This window comes from Sphingomonas sp. PvP056 (assembly GCF_040549155.1).
Taxonomy (GTDB): Bacteria; Pseudomonadota; Alphaproteobacteria; order Sphingomonadales; family Sphingomonadaceae; genus Sphingomonas.
Genome location: NZ_JBEPST010000002.1, coordinates 143,983 through 160,219 on the forward strand (window position 1 = coordinate 143,983; position 16,237 = coordinate 160,219).

Consider the following 16,237-nt stretch of genomic DNA (forward strand, 5'->3'; position numbering starts at 1 on the left):
GTATATCATGATATAGATGGTGGCATGGCACAGGACAAGACACGGGAGAAGATTGCTATCCGGGGTGAGCCCGTGCGCCAGCGCGTGATTGACGCGGCGGAACGACTGCTTCGGAGTGGCAAGGCCGACTTTTCCATGCGCGACCTAGCCGCCGAAGCTAGCGTCAGCTTCGCCACGCCCTTCAATCATTTTGGGAGCAAGGGGGCGATCATGCACGCCCTGTCGGAACGCCGAACGGACAAGATGGCGATGCGCTTCGCCCGGGCGCCACTTCCCGCTGACGCTGCATGCCGCGTAATCTTTGCTGTCGACACAGCCGTCGCCGTGATGCTGGAGGAGCCGGGGGTGAACCGCGCCGTGATGAGTTGGATCGGCACGACCGGAGGGTCTGCTGGTCATGCCTGGGCCCGGTCTACTGCGTTGTGGGCGCTAGCGCTGGGAGCAGGTGAAGGTATCCCGGACACCTGCCGGGCGAGCGCATTGGCCTGCTTGCCGAGGCAACTCGCTCTTGGTTTTCGTGGCGCGTTGTCGTTTTGGAGCGCTGGCGAACTCCCTGACGAGGCGCTCGGTCCTGACGCACGCGCCGTTGCGAGCACCTTGTTACTGGGGTTTAGCGAACGATCGAAACTGTCGGTCTAGATCTTAGAACGTCTGTAGTGCTCACTATACAACAGCATTTCCAGAAACCTCATTCGCAGGAACCGCCGGGCGCGGGAGGCGGCCAGCTAATCGTGACTTATCTATGAAAGCCGCCTGTCTGCCCCTCACCGTCACAAGCGTTAGATCGCTAAGCACATTCGCCGAATGCAACTCGCAGATCGATAAGAACGGACGATCGAAGATGGGAAGTCAAGGACGCAGCGCGAACGTCCACAACTGGGTCAAGAACCTGCGGCGTAAGGTGTATCAGACAAAGCAGCATGCGTACCGCGCACTCCTCGGTCGACTAAAGCCAGAAAAGTGCCCTTCGCTGCATCAAGGTCGCCCGTTTCGCTCATTTTAGCGTGCGACTGTACGAATGCGGTGCTCCATGCCGAAGTGATCAGCCCGGCAGCGAGGTAGGCATCAGCATCATCGCTGGGGCGATCCGCAACTTTTGCCAAAACAGGGGCTAAAAAGCGGATGAAGTCATCCCGCATCTGTCGTGCCCGAGCCTTCAGCGCCTCGCTTGCCTGTGCCGTCTCGACAAAGGCCTGGGTATCCACAAACAGGGGAAAGGCCGGTTCACGTTGGTCGGCCATGCGGTGGGCAAGCTTGCCAAGGGCCTCGATTGGCGACGTGCCCGGTGAGCGCGACCTGATGGCCTCGACAGCTACATCATGAGCCTCACGCTCGCGGTCAAAGAACATGTCTTCCTTTCGCGGGAAGTGATTGAAGACTGTCATGCGTCCGACATCTGCCGCCTCCGCAATCTCGTCGATCGTAACCCGGTCAAAGCCACGTTCCATGAACAGGCGCGTGGCGGCATCGGATATCGCCTGTCGGGTCACGAGCCTCTTGCGCGTTCGGCGGTCTAACGTCGATCCATTCATAGATTGTACATAAATATATACTCGGTATAGATTTGTAGCTTATCCAAGCTTGAGGATGTTCGTATGCCTTCATCAACCGTCACGCCAGCAGCGATCAAAGCAGGCCACAAATCGGCGCTCGTCAGTGGCGCGAGCTTTGCCGGCATCGCTACTGCCTACTGGCTGCACCGGCTCGGGCACAGCGTCACAATCGTCGAAACAGCATCTGAACTGCGGCGGGGCGGCACGCCTGTCGATATCGAAGGAGAGACGATCGAAATCCTTAGCCGCATGGGACTTGCAGACGCGGTGCGCGCTAAGGCCCTGCCCTCGCGCGGGTTCGAGTTCAAGGACGCGGATGACGCCACCTTGGGATCGATCGGTATCGACAACGAACCAGAGGCGCACGAACGATACGAGATTCACCGTGATGACCTGCTGGATATCCTGTCTGCCGCGGTGAAGGACAAGGTCGAAATCCTCTTCGGCCAATCGATCGTCGAGCTCGATGAGGGCACAGATGGCGTGTCGGTGAGCTTCAGCAACGGCCACCGGGGTGACTATGCTCTGGTCATCGGGTGCGACGGCAACCGGTCCAACACGCGCAAGCTCGTTTTCGGTGAGGGTGAGCAATTCACCTACTTCATGGGCGGCTATTTCTTTCTGAAGGTGGTGCCGCACATCAGATTACTTCCCGCCAACATGTCACAAGTTTTCAGCGTGCCCGGACGTATGGCGATGCTGAACGGCTATGAGGATCGAACCGACATCGGCTTCGGTTTTCGGACTGCCGGCGAGATTGACTATCACTACCGCGATCGCGCTCAACAACGCCGCCTTATTCACGACCATTTTGACGGTTTGGGATGGAAAGTGCCGGCAATGCTCGACAGCGTGGACGGGGACGACAACTTCTATTTCGACAGGATCAATCAGATCAGAATGCCCTGCTGGTCGCGCGGTCGTGTGACCTTGGTCGGCGACGCGGGCTACTGCGTCTCGCCGCTCGCAGGGTTCGGCGGCTCGATGGCGATCATCGGCGCGGGCCGGCTAGCGGACGCACTCGAGCGGTATCCTGACGATCATGGTGCGGCCTTCCGTCATTACGAAAGTGAATTGCGGCCGTTCGTCGAAGAGGTCCAGGAGCGCGCCGCCACTAACGGCTTGGCCATGATGTTTCCTGCCGACGAGACCGAGCTTGCGGAGCGCGATCGCAAGCTCTTGGCAGGTGAGATGGACATATAGGCGTTGCTGCCCGGTAATCGGACGGCAACGGCGCCCGAGGCTTGCACGGGACGCCGTCGCTAACCGCTAGCTTCAGGATGCTGCACACTTCCGGCCCCCACAATCCTGTGCCTCGCACTCTCGGGGGATGACGCTGGGTGCCCGCGGATCATCGATAGCCCGCAGCCTGAAGCTCGAACAGTTCGGCATAACGGCCCCCAGCAGCGAGTAGATCGTCATGAGTACCCGACGCCTCCACTCTGCCGTCGCTGAGCACGAGGATGCGGTCCGCCATGCGCACGCTGGAGAAGCGGTGCGAGATCAGCACCGCCGAGCGTCCTGCGCTCAGTTCCCGGAAGCGCTGGAACACCTCGTACTCGGCGCGCGCATCCAGTGCGGCCGTGGGTTCGTCGAGGATCAATACCTGAGCATCGCGCATGTAGGCGCGAGCGATCGCCATCTTCTGCCATTCGCCACCTGAAAGGTCGACGCCGTTCCTAAACCGTTTGCCGATCATCTGGTCGTAGCCATCCGGAAGTTTGGCAACAACGCCGTCGGCCAGCGCGGCGGAGGCTGCCGCCTCGATCCGCGGGCGATCGCCGCGCGCCTCGATGCGGCCGACCGCGATGTTGTCCGCGGCGGGCAGGTTGTAGCGCACGAAATCCTGGAAGATTACGCCGATCGCGGCGCGCAGACCGTCGAGATCGTATTCGCGCAGGTCGCGTCCATCGAGCAGAAGACGACCCTCTACCGGATCGTACAGTCGAGCCAGCAGCTTCACGAGCGTGGTCTTGCCTGCGCCGTTCTCGCCGACCAGTGCGACCACCTCGCCAGGTCCCAGCGCGAGGGACAGGTGGCGCACCGCCCATCGTTCGGCGCCCGGATAGCGAAAGCCTACATCCTCGAAGATAAAGCCTTGGCAGACGGGATCGGGGAATGGCAGCGCTCCCTCCGGTGAGCAGATGCCGGGCTCGGTCCGGAAGAAGGAGAACAGGTCGTCGATGTACAATGCCTGGCCAGCGGTCGACGAGAAGCCGGTGAGCAGTCCTTCCAGCAGTCCGCGAAGCCGCAGGAACGAGGCCGCGAGGAAGGTGAGGTCGCCGATTGAGATCGATCCGGTGACCGCGCGCCAAGCAATGTAGGCGTAGGCCGCGTAATAGGTGATCGTGCCAAGAGCGGCGAAGCCCGAGCCCCAAACCGCCCGGCGCTGCGCCAACCGTCGGCTTGCGCTGTAAGTGTCGCGTGAGATGGTACGATAGCGGTCGATCAGAAAAGGGCTGAGGCCGAAGATCTTGACCTCCTTGGCCGTAGGCGACCTGGCGTACGTAATCGAGCTTGCGCCGCTGCGGCGTACGCATGTAGCTGAGCGCGTAGCTCAGCGCGTTGAAGTGCGCTTCGCCGAGGAACGAGGGCACCAGAGCGACGGCAAGCAGCACGATCAGCCACGGGGCGTAAACGACCAGACCCGCGGCGAAGGTTACGACCGTGATGATGTCCTGGGCCTGGCTGAATAACTGCCCCATCAGCGACATGCGGCCGCTGCCCTGCATGCGCGCGCGGTCCATGCGATCCTGGAAGGCCGCGTCTTCGAAGTCGGCGAGATCCAGGGTTGCAGCGTGCTCCATCAATCGTACGCTCGCGTCATTGCTGACACGGTCGGATAGGAGCCCGTCGACGAGCAATACGATCCGACCAAGGAGGTCCGATGCGACCGCCAAGGCGAATTCGGCCAGTAGCAGTGCCTCCAGCCGATCGAGTAGGCCGGAGCCCAGCCATCCCATGAGCCCAGCCGGACGAGCCGTTAGGTGGGTCAGGTGCACAACCTCGTCGATGATGAGCTTGCCCACGAACAGCGTCGCCACGGGCAAAAGCGCTCGCACCAACCGCACGGCGACCGTCGTGGCGGTAAGACTTCGGCTGCTACCCCATACCATAGCGAGGAAGGGTGGTAGATTGCGCAGGGCGCCTAGCCGCTCACGCCAAGTGGTAGGACGGACGGGTACACTGCCACGACCTTGTCTCACGCCGTCTGCCATTCAGTTGCTCCGAGGCGACATGCTGCCGCGCGTTTCGGACCTGCGTGGTGAAGGTGATGAGGTCAGCTGCATGACCCCCGATACACAGTCGGTGGTATCAGGGGTACTGGATGTCGGATTGAGCAGCGGTCGCACCCTGTCGGATAATGCGTGTCTGAAGTTGGGAAACGGGGAAGGGCGCGCGAATGGCCGACTATGGGCGCTTAAGGTCCGTCTGCTTCCGTGCTTCAAATTAGCCGGTCGGCGTTGCGAGACAATGGTCGCGATCATAGCAGCTGAACGTCGCAATGTGATCGGGAGCGGATCGGCAGCTTTCGAGCGCAGAGCCCCTGTCGGGAAACACATGATTGGCGACAGGGCAGATCGCAAATTCTGGAGAATTGCCGCGAGCGCGGTGACTTACGTGCTCGATGTTCGGACTACTGTCCGAGATACCCTGTCGGATTGTGAAAGTGCGCGACAGCCTTGGAGGCGGGGTTTTTAGTCACGGGAGAGGCGGCTGCTATTTTGGTCTGAGATCCAAACTCGGCGAATTCGCTACCGTGAAGGTTGGCTCGTTGCCCAGCAGATCTCGGGAGCCGCGCGAATGGCGAGTTTATCCGAAACCCGACATTCACGCCCGATTAGCCGAACGACGGGTTTGTCCCACATCTCGCCGCTTCGCGTGAAAGATTTGGTCGCTGTGAGCGCTGACTGGATCGCACTAACAAATGTCCGCTTCCGGAAAGCCGAGCTGGCAGTCTGAATGTCGCCTTCTGAGTAACCAGAGTTCAAGCTTTATGGTCAAAATCTGAAACATTGATTGTTCAGATTTTGATCGCGAGCTAGGCGTCATGCTCAACGCGCTTGCTGAAAGGATGACAGAGGGTGGGTAGACGACGGCGAGCGTTAATTGATTGGCTTTGAGTCAGCGCCGCCGCAAAGCCGGCGGCATTCCTTTACCCATATTAAGACACCAGTACCGGTGACCTGCTCCCCGTTTTCAGACCGCTGATAAGTTAGCTTTGGCTTCTATATGCTCCGGGCGGGGGCGGTTCGTAAACTTGACGGGTGTCAACCCCCCAAGGCTGCTGCGCGGACGCCGGTGTTGTAGTCCGTCCGCCATGCCTCGATGATCCGTCTCGTCGCAGCCAGCGAAGGGAACAGGTGCTCGTTCAAGCATTTGTCGCGCAAGCGACTGTTAAATGATTCCACGAGGCCGTTCTGCTGGGGCTTGCACGGTGCGATGTAATGCCACTCGACCCCGGTGTCCTGGCACCAGGCAAGAACGGCGTGACTTGTCAGCTCGGTTCCGTTGTCGCTAACCACCATGCATGGCAGTCCACGACGCTCGGCGGTGGCGGCCAGCTCGCGGACAACGCGCCGGCCTGAAAGCGAGGTATCGAGGATGCACGCCAGGCACTCCCGGCTGTAGACGTCGATGACGTTCAGCATACGGAACCGCCGGCCGCAGGCCAGTGCATCCGATACGAAGTCGAGCGATCAGTGCTGGTTGGGTTCCTGCGGGGTCGCCATCGTCGCCCGCGTGCCCAGCGCCCGCTTGCGGCCGCCACGCTTGCGCACCGTCAGCCGGTCCTTGTGATACAGCCGATACACCTACTTCAGGTTCATGCCTTTCCCCTCACGCTCGATCAGGATCGCCAGCCGCCGATAGCCGAACCGACGGCGCTCATTGGCGATCTCGCGCATCCGCACGCGCACAGTATCATCCTGCCCGCGCAGCGGATTATATTGCCATGCTGACCGATCGACCCCGATCAGCCTGCAGGCGCGACGCTCGGAGAAGCCATGATCGCCCATCAGCTTCTCCACCGCAGCGTAGTGCTCCGCAGACCGGGTCAGTCTTTTCCCAGCAGATCCTTCAACGCCGACACGTCCAGCATCGATTCCGCCAGCAGTTTCTTCAGTCGGCGGTTCTTGTCCTCGAGCGCCCGCAACAGCGCCGCGTCGGACACCGTCAGGCCACCGTATTCATTGGCGTGAAAGAAAGGTGAGGCAGCTGCTGTCCTTGCCGGGTCCTGGAGTAGCCGGCGATCTGGATGCCGGCTGCGACGTTCGTCCCTTCACCGAGGTCTGAATAAATTGCGCCTAGGATTTGGCTAATCGCACCTACATCCTTTTTGACCGAACCTGGTGCCAGCCTACCTGGCTCCGGCTGCTGTCGGTCGCTTTCCTCCCAGATCTTCCGTTTCTGAAGCGCCTGATCGATCACCGAGCGTAGTGTGGAGCGGGTAGCGGCGAGCTTGGCGAGTTCGGTTTGAGGCGGGATGTCCGCGATGAGATTGCGGAACTCGATCACCTGCGCCCGGGTGATGTCGCCTACGATGACATCGCCGAACAAGGCGATGTAACGGGCGACACCACGTCTAGCTTCGGTCACAGCCGACTGGCGGGGACGACGCTGATTGATCCAGTATTGCAGGCCTTCCAACAGGCGCATCGCTGAGAGGCTAGGATTGTCCACGGCAACCGGGACAGGTCGCGGTACGGCAATCGGGACAGGTTGCGGTTTGGCAGGCTCTGCCGGAGCCGCACCCCAACCGAGCGGCGACAGTGCTTCGATGACATTCTCCGGCCAGCTATCGAACCGATGGTCAACCAGTCGACGTAGATAAGCTTTGGCAACGACCTCATAGAGTGTGTCGGGTTCGAGAGGCAGGTCGGGCTCCAGCGAGCGCATATAACTGACTACCGACCAGAGCGGATGATACACTCCCCGGTCGAGGAGAATAGCAGCAAGTTCTTGATGCACGAGACCGTCGATGATGCCGCGCCCCTCCAGCAGATTGGCTTTCAGCCGATAGACCGTGCGCTCGCGTTCGCTATCGAGAGAAGGAACGGGTTCATCGCAAATGACTGGCTCACGGACGAGAAAGTCTCCCCACCACTGCTCACCCAAGTCCTGTCCTGCTCCGGCCCAGGAATCCACGACCAGGTTCGCCAGCAGCTGTAGTTGCAATTGAATCGCGCGGTCCATCGAGCCTCGCGCCTTGGCCAGCCGCTGAAAGGCTTGATCCAGCAGAGCTACGGCATCAACCTCCGCTTGGCGGGCGATCTCCGCTTGCGCCGCCGCGATCCCCGCTCGCGCTGCCGCGATTCCTTCTCGCGCTGCCCCGATCTCCGCAGTGTATCTGGCCACCAGATCGGCGCGCTTTCTGCAAGCTATCAGATGGTCAGTGGTCCGAAGCGATTCCGTCCATGCGGTTTTGCCGATGACCCCGCGGACGTCCTTTGGAACGACCATGCGAAATTGCTCGATATGCGATTTGCTGCGCTTGCCGGAATGCGACATGCGACGTCCCATTTGTAGCACCCTTTTGTAGCACCGGGCGCCTTACGAAGCGTTGATTTTCTTGATATTCCGTCAGTCTCAACCACTTGGTGGTGAGATGGTGACCCCTACGAGAATCGAACTCGTGCTTACGCCGTGAGAGGGCGTCGTCCTAACCGCTAGACGAAGGGGCCGTGCGCGGGAGGTGCGTCCTTACGCACGCGCTCGCGCCGCGTCAACAGGCGTTTTGGCCAGCCGGTGCTATCCGCGGATCGCGTGGAACCGGTTCGGCAGCGTTACGTTCCGCTACCGATGGGTGACGTGTTGCCCATTCCGGCGAGGGGCCGGTTTTGAAAAGGGACTTTATATGCTTTGGACCATCGTCGTCATTCTGCTGGTGCTTTGGGCACTCGGCCTTGCGGTTCACATCGGCGGCGGATTGATCCATCTCCTGCTCGTCATCGCAGCCGTCGTCGTGGTCGTTCGGCTGCTGCAGGGTCGTTCAGCGATCTAGTTTAGCCGGTCGGCGCGGGGCGGCTCAGGCCGCCGCGCGCCGCCGTTCCGCCATCTCGACGTTGAGCATTTCCGCGAGCAGGAATGCGAGTTCCAGACTTTGACCCGCGTTGAGCCGCGGGTCGCAATGCGTGTGATAGCGATCGGCAAGCGACTGTTCGGTCACGTCGACCGCACCGCCGGTGCATTCCGTGACGTTCTGCCCCGTCATCTCGGCGTGAATGCCACCTGCGATCGAGCCCTCGGCGCGATGCACGGCGAAGAACCCGCGCACTTCCGCCAGAATACGATCGAACGGCCGGGTCTTGTACCCCGTTGCCGCCTTGACCGTATTGCCGTGCATCGGATCGCAGCTCCACACCACCGGATGCCCCTCGCGCAGCACCGCACGCACCAGCTTGGGGAGCCCCGCCTCGATCTTGTCGTGGCCATAGCGCGTGATCAGCGTCATCCGCCCCGGGATGCGCGACGGGTTGAGCGTGTCGAGAAGCCGCAGCAACGCGTCGGGCTCAAGGCTGGGCCCACACTTCATCCCGATCGGATTGCCGATCCCGCGCAGATATTCGACGTGCGCGCTGCCTTCGAAGCGGGTGCGGTCGCCGATCCACAGGAAATGCGCGCTGGTGTCATACCAGTCGCCGGTCAGCGAATCCTGCCGCGTCAGCGCCTGTTCGTAGCGCAGCAGCAGCGCCTCGTGGCTGGTGTAGAAGCTCGTCTGCGCGAGCTGCGGCACCGTTTCCGGGCTGATCCCGCACGCTTCCATGAAGTCGAGCGACTCACCGATCCGGTCGGCGACGTCGGCGAACTTCTTCGCCCACGGGCTGCGGCCCATGTAATCGTGCGTCCAGCGATGGACCTGGTGGAGGTTGGCATAGCCACCGCCCGCGAACGCGCGCAGCAGGTTGAGCGTCGCCGCCGACTGGCTGTACGCGCGGATCATCCGCTGCGGATCGTTCGCGCGGCCCTCAGGCGTGAAGGCGATGTCGTTGACGATGTCGCCGCGATAGGCGGGCAGGGTGACGTCGCCGATCGTCTCGGTGTCGGCCGAACGCGGCTTGGCGAATTGCCCCGCCATTCGGCCGAGCTTCACCGTCGGCAGCTTGGACGCGAAGGTCAACACGACCGCCATCTGGAGGATGACGCGGAACGTATCGCGGATGTTGTTCGCGCTATGCTCGGCGAAGCTCTCGGCGCAGTCGCCGCCTTGCAGCAGGAACGCCTTGCCCTCGGCGACGCGCGCGAGATCGGCAGTCAGGTTGCGTGCCTCGCCCGCGAAGACGAGCGGGGGGAAGGAGCTGAGCTGCGTCGTCGCGGCGTCGAGCGCTGCGGCGTCTTCGTAATGCGGCATCTGGCGCGCGTCGGCGCGGGTCCAGCTATCGGGGGCCCAGCTGCTCATGTCGTTCTCCATACGAATCTGTAAATACCAGTCGGCGTGTGCCGCGATGGCGTTGGCGGCGATCTGGTTGACCACCGGGCCGCTGGCGCGCTTGCCATCCTCTTCCCAGCCCTGAACGGTCGAGCCCGGCGCGCCATACCACGCCCCGAACGCAGCCCGGGTGAGGCCCCGTTCTTCGCGGAAGCGTTTGATCTTGAGGCCGGCCATCGTTGTCATGCGGGAGGTTATTACCCAGGCTGGGTAAGAGGTGCAACACGGATTTCCCTTGCTGGGTAATTTGTAGGCCGTCATGTTTGCTGCGGGCCGCTGATGGCGATTTGCCGCCGCCCTGGCTGATCTGATATCTTGTCCTGGCTAGGCGTTTTGGTGGCACCCCCTCGGCAGCGTTGCCGGACAGATACGGGAATCCGACATGAACGACGCGATCGCGACCGGCCTGCTCGAAGCGAGCATCGAACGGGTCTGGAACGAACATGACGGCGACAGGAGGCTGGCCGCGCTGGCGGAGATCTATCACCCCGAGGCGCACATCTACGAACCCGAGCGGTCGATCACCGGACATGCCGCCATTTCCGATACCGTCGCGGGTGTCCTTGCTGATATGCCGCCCGACTTCCGGTTCGCGGTCACCGGGCCGACGCTTGGCCATCACGGTATGGCGGTCACACGCTGGCACGGCGGGCCTCCGGGACAGATCACCGTCAGTGGCGCGGATGCCGTGCGTATTCTTGACGGCAAGATCCATGAACACTGGTTCTTCTTCGATCCGGCGGGGGCGGGGTAGGCGGTCCGATCGCTAATGCGGATGACGGCCTTGGCCCAGTTGCGGACATCGCACCGGGCTGGCATCCTCTCGACGATGACAATGAAAGCTGCGCGCCTGAAACGCGCTCGTCGCCGCTTGCGGGGCTACTTCTTAGGTAGCGGCATCATACTCGCGTTTCTCTACATGGTAGCTGCCGCCTTCATCGTTCGCTTGGTAGGCGTCGAAGTGACCCAGTTCTGGTCCATGGTGCTGATCGCGGCAGCCGTGCTTCTCGGTGGAAGCTATGGAATTATCCTGTTCAGCTTTATCGGCATGCACACCGTTCGCCGCTTGCTGAATCGGCAGCCGATTATGGATGCGGAGGATTAGACTGAAACGTCTGCTTACCGCCAGGTCGTGACGTTCAGGCACTGCAAGCGCGGTGACCGTTCCTCAAAGCCTACGAGCACCTTTTGGGCGTAGAAGCAAACGAGCCGAAAACGCCCAATATGAGTTGTTTAGAGCGGTAACGACCTATTCCAGAGACCGCCACTTTGAATCACGAGCGCGTGACTACAATCCAGAGCAACGGGCTTGCTATGACGCTAAAGTAAGCCGCCATAGCGAGCGCCCACTGGCGGCCCTCATGTAAACTTGCCCAGATGGTCATGCTGATCGCAAAAACCGGTATTACGATAATTGCAAAAATCCAGTTAGGCTGGTCAAGGAAATGCACTCCCATCGAACCAGCAATTTGCGTCGCGCCGAGTGAAAGTGATACCACCCCGTAGGTGCAAAGACCGGCGGCGACTTTCGCGATCTGAAGCGGCACCTTGCGTTTGAGCATTGGGACGGTTTAGCGACGCGCCTTGCAGGTGTCCACGGCGACGACTTCTATCCGCCCTTCCGTTTCTGAGAGCCGCCTGTCCGCTGCCCATTAGTTCCAGCCCTCCCGCCAATGTTTGCTTTCCACATCCTTGGTCGGTTGCGATTTTGCGGCCTACGTCCACGTAAGGCCGAGGGTGCCCCGGCCCGCCAAGCGGTGTTGGTCAGACGACGTAGCGTCTGGCGGCGGTGAACGACCGGACATCGCACACGACGCGCCCGCCACCCTCAATACCCCGCTTCGAGATCCACCACATTCTCCATCGGCTGCCCCGCCTGGAATCGCGCGAGGTTGCGCAGGAACAGCTCGGCGGCGCGACGGAACATCTTGGTCTGGCTGCGACCGGCGAGATGCATCGAATGGATCACGTTGGGGGCGGTCCACAGCGGATGCTCGGGCGGGAGCGGTTCCGGGTCGACCGTGTCGAGGAACGCGCCCGCGATCGTCTGGCGGTCGAGCGCGTCGATCAGCGCGTCCTGATCGACCATGTCGCCGCGTGCGATGTTGACGAGCCACGCGCTCGCTTTCATCGCCGCGAGTTCGGGTGCGCCGATCACGGCGCGGGTGTCGCCGGTCGAGGGCGCAGCGAGGATCACCCAGTCGAACTCGGCGAGCCGCGGCTTCCACGCATCCGGCGTCAGTGTCCCGTCGCGGCCCGAGCGGGTGACGCCCGTCACGTCGACCCCGAATGCCGCGAGCCGTTCGCCGATCAGTCCTCCAATCGCGCCATAGCCGACGATCAGCGCGCTGGTTTCGTACAGTTCCTGCCGCCCCGGTGCATAATCGGGCCATGCGCGGCGGTCGGCGATCCGTACCACTTCGTCATAACGCTTGGCCGCGACGAGCACGCCCATCACCGCATATTCCGCCACCGCAATCGCATTGATCCCGGCGCCGTTGGTGACGACGGTGCCCATCGCGCGCAAGGCGGCGAGATCGAGCGACTCGATCCCGGCGATCGCGGTGAACAGCCAGCGCAGCTTGCGCGCGGCGGCAACCGCCTCGCCGGTCAGCCCGCGCGGATACAGGTCGACCCAGCCGATGTCCGCGTCCGCCATCGCCGCGGTCGCCTCCTCCCGCGTCGTCACCCACACCAGGTCCAGCCCGTCCGGCAATTGCGGTTCGAGCAGGGCACGGGCGAGCGCGGGCAGAACGACTTTCATCAATGGCTCCATCAGGCGGGCATCAGGCGGGGTCAGAACCAGGCGGTATCGCCCTCGACATATTTGCGTTCGAACGCTTCGTCCGGCGTGACCAGATAGATGATGCATTCGATCAGCGCGATGATCGCGATGATCGCGGTCGGGACGCCGAACAGGATCGACCCGAACACCGCGACGCACAGCATGATGATCCCGGCCTTGATCCGCCCGAGATAGAATTTGTGGAGCCCGAGCGTGCCCAGGAAGAACGCGAGCAAGGCGGCTACGAAACGGTTCTTGTCCGCCGCCATCGCGCCGCCGCCGGTGACGTAGATGCCGGCTGCGCGACCGTCCTGCGCATCGAAGTCGACGCGTTGCCCGCTCTGCGGCGCGCTGCGGTGCCGCCATTCGGTGGGACCGAACGCATAGCGGCGACCGTCCTCGCCGCTGATCATGCCTTCTCCGCTGCCGGGGTCGAACCCCAAGATCTTGCCCTGCATCGTCACGTCCCCCCGGTTGTGGTGCGGCAGCTTAGCAAGCGGCGGGCCGAAGGGAAGGGGGGTGTTCTCCGTTCGTTTCTGAGGGGGGCGGGGAAGGACGAGGGGTGCGTGTTGGGAGGGAAGGTTTCGCCCCATGCCGTCATTCCCGCGCAGGCGGGAATCTATTGGCACCGCCGGTCCGTTGCGGAGAGACCAGCCAGTATGGATCCCCGCCCACGCGGGGATGACGGACGTGAAGGGGCTCGCAGCACAAACCCGATCCACGGCGCCTTCAGGAAACCGTCAGCTTCCAGTCCCATCCCAGCGCATCGCCGTCCATCACCTCGACCCCCGCCGCCGCCAGCTCGTCGCGGATCGCGTCGGACGCGGCAAAGTCCTTGTCGATCCGCGCCTGTTTGCGATCGGCGATCAGCGCGACGATCGTCGCTTCGTCGATCGTCGCATCCACCGGCCGCAACCGCAGCTCGGTGCGCGTCAAATCCGCGAGCCGCAAGCCCAGCACCGCGTCGAAATCCGCGATCGCGCCGATCCGCACCGCAGGCGACAGCTTCTTGTCCGCGATCAGCTCGTCGAGCACGATCAGCGCGCGCGGCGTGTTGAGATCGTCCGCCACCGCCTCCTCGAGCCGCGCGAGATACGGCTCGGCATCGCCCTTGATCGTCCCGTCGTCACGCCCGCGCAACGCATCGAGCGCGATCACCAGTCGCTTGAGTCGAGTGAGTGCCGCGGCGAGATTGTCCCAGGTGAACTCGAGCTCGCTGCGATACTGCGCCTGCAGGCACATCAGCCGATAGGCTAGCGGGTGGAACCCGGCATCAACGAGTGTCTGGAGCCGCAGAAACTGACCCGTCGACTTGGACATCTTGCCGCCGCGGTCCACCAGGAAGTTGTTGTGCATCCAGATCCGCGCACCACTGTCCCCGCACCCGCAGAACGCCTGGTTCTGCGCGATCTCATTGGGGTGGTGGATCTCGCGGTGGTCGATCCCGCCGGTATGGATGTCGAACGGATGCCCGAGATGCTTGAGGCTCATCACCGAGCATTCGAGATGCCACCCGGGCGCGCCGCGGCCCCAAGGCGAATCCCACTCCATCTGGCGCTGCTCGCCCGGCGGCGACCGTCGCCAGATCGCGAAGTCGGCGGCATTGCGCTTGCCCGACACCGGATCGATCCGGCTTTCGCCCGCCTCGGTGTTGCTCCGCGCGAGCGCGCCGTAATGCGGCACCTTGCTGGTGTCGAAATACAGTCCGCCGTCGATCAGATAGCAATCGCGCTCGATCCGCTGTGCGAAGTGGATCATCTCGCTGATATGGTCGGTCGCGACGGTCCATTCGGCGGGCGGCTCGATGTTGAGCCGCGCGACGTCGTCCTTGAACGCGGCCGTATAATGCGCGGCGATCTCCCAGATCGACTTGGCCTGCGCGGCGGCGGCCTTTTCCATCTTGTCGTCGCCCGCATCCGCGTCGCTCGTCAGATGGCCGACGTCGGTGATGTTGATGACATGCTTGGTCGGCCAGCCTTTCCAACGGATCACGCGCCCGAGCGTGTCCGCGAACAGGAATGCGCGCATGTTGCCGATGTGCTGATAGTTATAGACGGTCGGTCCGCAGGTGTAGATCCGCACGACATGCGGATCGATCGGGGTGAACGTCTCCAACGCGCGCGTCAGGCTATTATACAGTGTAAGGGGTGTTCCGGTCATGTCGTTCGCTTAGCGAGAGCGGGGCGGGCAAGTCACGTAAAAGCTGTGCTGCGGGTTGAAACTTACGACCCAGCCGTGTAGGGCGCACGCCTTGCGACGCGGACCCTCGGTTCGCGGCGGCGCTTTTCTATCGATTCGGAGCTGTTCGGGTTTATGCAAATCATCGTTCGCGACAACAACGTCGACCAAGCGCTGCGCGCGCTCAAGAAGAAGCTGCAGCGCGAAGGCGTTTATCGCGAAATGAAGTTGCGCCGCCACTACGAAAAGCCGAGCGAGAAGCGCGCCCGCGAGCGTGCAGCCGCCGTTCGCCGCGCCCGCAAGCTCGAGCGCAAGCGCCTGGAGCGTGACGGAGCACGGTAAGACCGTGACTTCGGGCGGGTCGCGATGACCTGCCAGCTTCTTTTCTCCTGAACTGACCGCCCATCTGGGAGCGCCCATGTCGATCACCGCTGTTCCGCTGAAGCCCGTCAAGCGGCGTGTGCTGGTGTATCTGTGGGCCGGAATCGCGGTCGCCGCGGTCGGTGCAGCGGCGCTTGCTGTACAGACCCCGGTCGACCCGGCCGCAACGTTCCTTGCGCACAATGCGCAGAACAAGGGTGTGAAGCAGACGCCGTCGGGGCTGCAATATCAGGTGCTGACCCCCGGCACCGGTGCCCCGCCGACCGATCAGGACGTCGCGCTCGTCAATTACGAGGGCAAGTTCGTCGACGGTACGGTGTTCGACAAGAGCCAGCGCCCGTTCCCGGTGCCGCTCGGCGAGCATCAGGTCGTCCCCGGGTTCGAGGAAGCGCTGACGCTGATCCCTAAGGGCGGCAAATATCGCGTCTGGATCAAGCCGAGCCTCGCTTACGGCGACACCGCGCGTCCGGGGATGCCTGCGCATTCGACACTGGTGTTCGACATCGAGATGCTCGATTTCCTCTCCAAGGCGGCAGTCCAGCAGCTTCAGCAGCAGCAGATGATGCAGCAGCAGATGATGCAGGGCGGCGGTGCGCCGGGTGGGATGCCGCCGGGCGGTATGCCCGGTGCGCCGGGTGGTGCCCCGGGCGGAGCGGTGCCGCAGGGCAACTGAGCGCTTCGGCACATTGCCAACGATACCAGAACCCCGGCCTCGGTCGGGGTTTTTGGCGTTTGGACGTACCGTCCAACGCCGTCATTCCCACGTAGGCGAGCGATCTGCATAACTGCCCGTCATCCTGAACTTGTTTCAGGATCCAGTTCTCCGCGAGTCCGGACTATGCCTGTTGCGCGGTGGATGCTGAAACAAGTTCAGCATGACGGCAGTTTTTGGGGCGCGGGGTGACGATCAAA

The 16,237-nt window shown here is 62.5% G+C and carries 15 protein-coding genes, 1 tRNA gene and 1 pseudogene; 7 read left to right on the plus strand and 10 right to left on the minus strand.

Going from position 1 to position 16,237, the window contains the following annotated elements:
- The first annotated feature begins 24 nt into the window (after positions 1-24).
- Positions 25-639, plus strand: a complete 615-nt coding sequence (locus tag ABIC17_RS04855) for a TetR/AcrR family transcriptional regulator (protein ID WP_354279691.1) — start codon at positions 25-27, stop codon at positions 637-639.
- Between the two features lie 242 nt (positions 640-881).
- Here ABIC17_RS04855 and ABIC17_RS04860 read toward each other — a convergent pair whose 3' ends face one another.
- Positions 882-1,532, minus strand: a complete 651-nt coding sequence (locus tag ABIC17_RS04860) for a TetR/AcrR family transcriptional regulator (RefSeq protein ID WP_354279693.1) — start codon at positions 1,530-1,532, stop codon at positions 882-884.
- A 63-nt stretch (positions 1,533-1,595) separates the two neighbouring features.
- Here ABIC17_RS04860 and ABIC17_RS04865 point away from each other — a divergent pair, with 63 nt between their 5' ends.
- Positions 1,596-2,756: an FAD-dependent monooxygenase gene (locus tag ABIC17_RS04865; RefSeq protein ID WP_354279695.1), complete on the plus strand. Its 1,161-nt coding sequence runs from the start codon at positions 1,596-1,598 to the stop codon at positions 2,754-2,756.
- A 148-nt stretch (positions 2,757-2,904) separates the two neighbouring features.
- Here the strand turns inward: ABIC17_RS04865 and ABIC17_RS04870 are convergent, their stop codons facing one another.
- The 4 genes and pseudogenes from ABIC17_RS04870 to ABIC17_RS04885 form a co-directional block, all read right to left on the minus strand.
- On the minus strand, positions 2,905-3,951 hold the full coding sequence (locus ABIC17_RS04870; RefSeq protein ID WP_354279697.1) for an ABC transporter ATP-binding protein: 1,047 nt from the start codon (positions 3,949-3,951) through the stop codon (positions 2,905-2,907).
- 1,802 nt (positions 3,952-5,753) lie between these two features.
- A pseudogene (locus ABIC17_RS04875) lies at positions 5,754-6,747 on the minus strand (IS3 family transposase); the annotation flags it as partial.
- Entirely contained in the window at positions 6,729-8,075 is a 1,347-nt protein-coding gene (locus ABIC17_RS04880) for a DUF6538 domain-containing protein (protein ID WP_354279699.1), read from the minus strand. The gene ABIC17_RS04880 and the pseudogene ABIC17_RS04875, both read right to left, overlap by 19 nt.
- 86 nt (positions 8,076-8,161) lie before the next feature.
- Positions 8,162-8,236 (minus strand) — tRNA-Glu (locus ABIC17_RS04885).
- 173 nt (positions 8,237-8,409) lie between these two features.
- Here ABIC17_RS04885 and ABIC17_RS04890 point away from each other — a divergent pair.
- Positions 8,410-8,556 carry a lmo0937 family membrane protein gene (locus tag ABIC17_RS04890; RefSeq protein WP_277967943.1) on the plus strand — a complete coding sequence of 49 codons (147 nt, stop codon included), beginning with the start codon at positions 8,410-8,412 and terminating at the stop codon, positions 8,554-8,556.
- 24 nt (positions 8,557-8,580) lie between these two features.
- Here the strand turns inward: ABIC17_RS04890 and ABIC17_RS04895 are convergent, their stop codons facing one another.
- Entirely contained in the window at positions 8,581-10,167 is a 1,587-nt protein-coding gene (locus ABIC17_RS04895) for a class II 3-deoxy-7-phosphoheptulonate synthase (RefSeq protein WP_354279701.1), read from the minus strand.
- Positions 10,168-10,363: 196 nt separating this feature from the next.
- On the opposite strand from ABIC17_RS04895, the gene ABIC17_RS04900 reads away from it, so the two are divergent.
- Together ABIC17_RS04900 and ABIC17_RS04905 are read left to right on the plus strand one after the other, a co-directional pair.
- The gene (locus tag ABIC17_RS04900) at positions 10,364-10,735 is read left to right on the plus strand and encodes a nuclear transport factor 2 family protein (RefSeq protein ID WP_354279703.1); all 372 of its coding nucleotides are present in this window, start codon (positions 10,364-10,366) and stop codon (positions 10,733-10,735) included.
- Positions 10,736-10,810: 75 nt separating this feature from the next.
- Positions 10,811-11,086 (plus strand): hypothetical protein, encoded by a 276-nt coding sequence (locus ABIC17_RS04905; protein WP_354279705.1) that lies wholly within the window; start codon positions 10,811-10,813, stop codon positions 11,084-11,086.
- Positions 11,087-11,255: 169 nt separating this feature from the next.
- Here ABIC17_RS04905 and ABIC17_RS04910 read toward each other — a convergent pair whose 3' ends face one another.
- The 4 genes from ABIC17_RS04910 to cysS all read right to left on the minus strand — a co-directional run bounded on the left by ABIC17_RS04910 (position 11,256) and on the right by cysS (position 14,926).
- Complete coding sequence (locus tag ABIC17_RS04910) at positions 11,256-11,543, minus strand: hypothetical protein (protein WP_354279706.1); 288 nt, start codon at positions 11,541-11,543, stop codon at positions 11,256-11,258.
- Positions 11,544-11,809: 266 nt separating this feature from the next.
- Positions 11,810-12,745: an NAD(P)-dependent oxidoreductase gene (locus tag ABIC17_RS04915; RefSeq protein WP_354279708.1), complete on the minus strand. Its 936-nt coding sequence runs from the start codon at positions 12,743-12,745 to the stop codon at positions 11,810-11,812.
- A gap of 32 nt (positions 12,746-12,777) precedes the next feature.
- Positions 12,778-13,224 (minus strand): TM2 domain-containing protein, encoded by a 447-nt coding sequence (locus ABIC17_RS04920; protein WP_354279710.1) that lies wholly within the window; start codon positions 13,222-13,224, stop codon positions 12,778-12,780.
- A 271-nt stretch (positions 13,225-13,495) separates the two neighbouring features.
- Entirely contained in the window at positions 13,496-14,926 is a 1,431-nt protein-coding gene (gene cysS / locus ABIC17_RS04925) for a cysteine--tRNA ligase (protein ID WP_354279712.1), read from the minus strand.
- 153 nt (positions 14,927-15,079) lie between these two features.
- Here cysS and rpsU point away from each other — a divergent pair, with 153 nt between their 5' ends.
- Together rpsU and ABIC17_RS04935 are read left to right on the plus strand one after the other, a co-directional pair.
- Positions 15,080-15,286, plus strand: coding sequence for a 30S ribosomal protein S21 (gene rpsU / locus ABIC17_RS04930; protein ID WP_034160206.1), 207 nt, complete (start codon positions 15,080-15,082; stop codon positions 15,284-15,286).
- Between the two features lie 76 nt (positions 15,287-15,362).
- A complete protein-coding gene (locus ABIC17_RS04935) occupies positions 15,363-15,998 on the plus strand; it encodes an FKBP-type peptidyl-prolyl cis-trans isomerase (RefSeq protein WP_354279714.1) in 636 nt (211 codons plus the stop codon).
- Positions 15,999-16,237: the final 239 nt, after the last annotated feature.

Excerpts from the sequence above, each read along its gene's own strand:
- ABIC17_RS04910 (WP_354279706.1), bottom strand. The coding sequence starts at position 11,543 with ATGCTCAAACGCAAGGTGCCGCTTCAGATCGCGAAAGTCGCCGCCGGT.
- ABIC17_RS04900 (WP_354279703.1), top strand. The coding sequence starts at position 10,364 with ATGAACGACGCGATCGCGACCGGCCTGCTCGAAGCGAGCATCGAACGG.
- ABIC17_RS04855 (WP_354279691.1), top strand. The coding sequence starts at position 25 with ATGGCACAGGACAAGACACGGGAGAAGATTGCTATCCGGGGTGAGCCC.
- ABIC17_RS04865 (WP_354279695.1), top strand. The coding sequence starts at position 1,596 with ATGCCTTCATCAACCGTCACGCCAGCAGCGATCAAAGCAGGCCACAAA.
- ABIC17_RS04890 (WP_277967943.1), top strand. The coding sequence starts at position 8,410 with ATGCTTTGGACCATCGTCGTCATTCTGCTGGTGCTTTGGGCACTCGGC.
- rpsU (WP_034160206.1), top strand. The coding sequence starts at position 15,080 with ATGCAAATCATCGTTCGCGACAACAACGTCGACCAAGCGCTGCGCGCG.
- ABIC17_RS04920 (WP_354279710.1), bottom strand. The coding sequence starts at position 13,224 with ATGCAGGGCAAGATCTTGGGGTTCGACCCCGGCAGCGGAGAAGGCATG.
- ABIC17_RS04895 (WP_354279701.1), bottom strand. The coding sequence starts at position 10,167 with ATGACAACGATGGCCGGCCTCAAGATCAAACGCTTCCGCGAAGAACGG.
- ABIC17_RS04905 (WP_354279705.1), top strand. The coding sequence starts at position 10,811 with ATGACAATGAAAGCTGCGCGCCTGAAACGCGCTCGTCGCCGCTTGCGG.
- ABIC17_RS04915 (WP_354279708.1), bottom strand. The coding sequence starts at position 12,745 with ATGAAAGTCGTTCTGCCCGCGCTCGCCCGTGCCCTGCTCGAACCGCAA.
- cysS (WP_354279712.1), bottom strand. The coding sequence starts at position 14,926 with ATGACCGGAACACCCCTTACACTGTATAATAGCCTGACGCGCGCGTTG.
- ABIC17_RS04860 (WP_354279693.1), bottom strand. The coding sequence starts at position 1,532 with ATGAATGGATCGACGTTAGACCGCCGAACGCGCAAGAGGCTCGTGACC.
- ABIC17_RS04935 (WP_354279714.1), top strand. The coding sequence starts at position 15,363 with ATGTCGATCACCGCTGTTCCGCTGAAGCCCGTCAAGCGGCGTGTGCTG.
- ABIC17_RS04880 (WP_354279699.1), bottom strand. The coding sequence starts at position 8,075 with ATGGGACGTCGCATGTCGCATTCCGGCAAGCGCAGCAAATCGCATATC.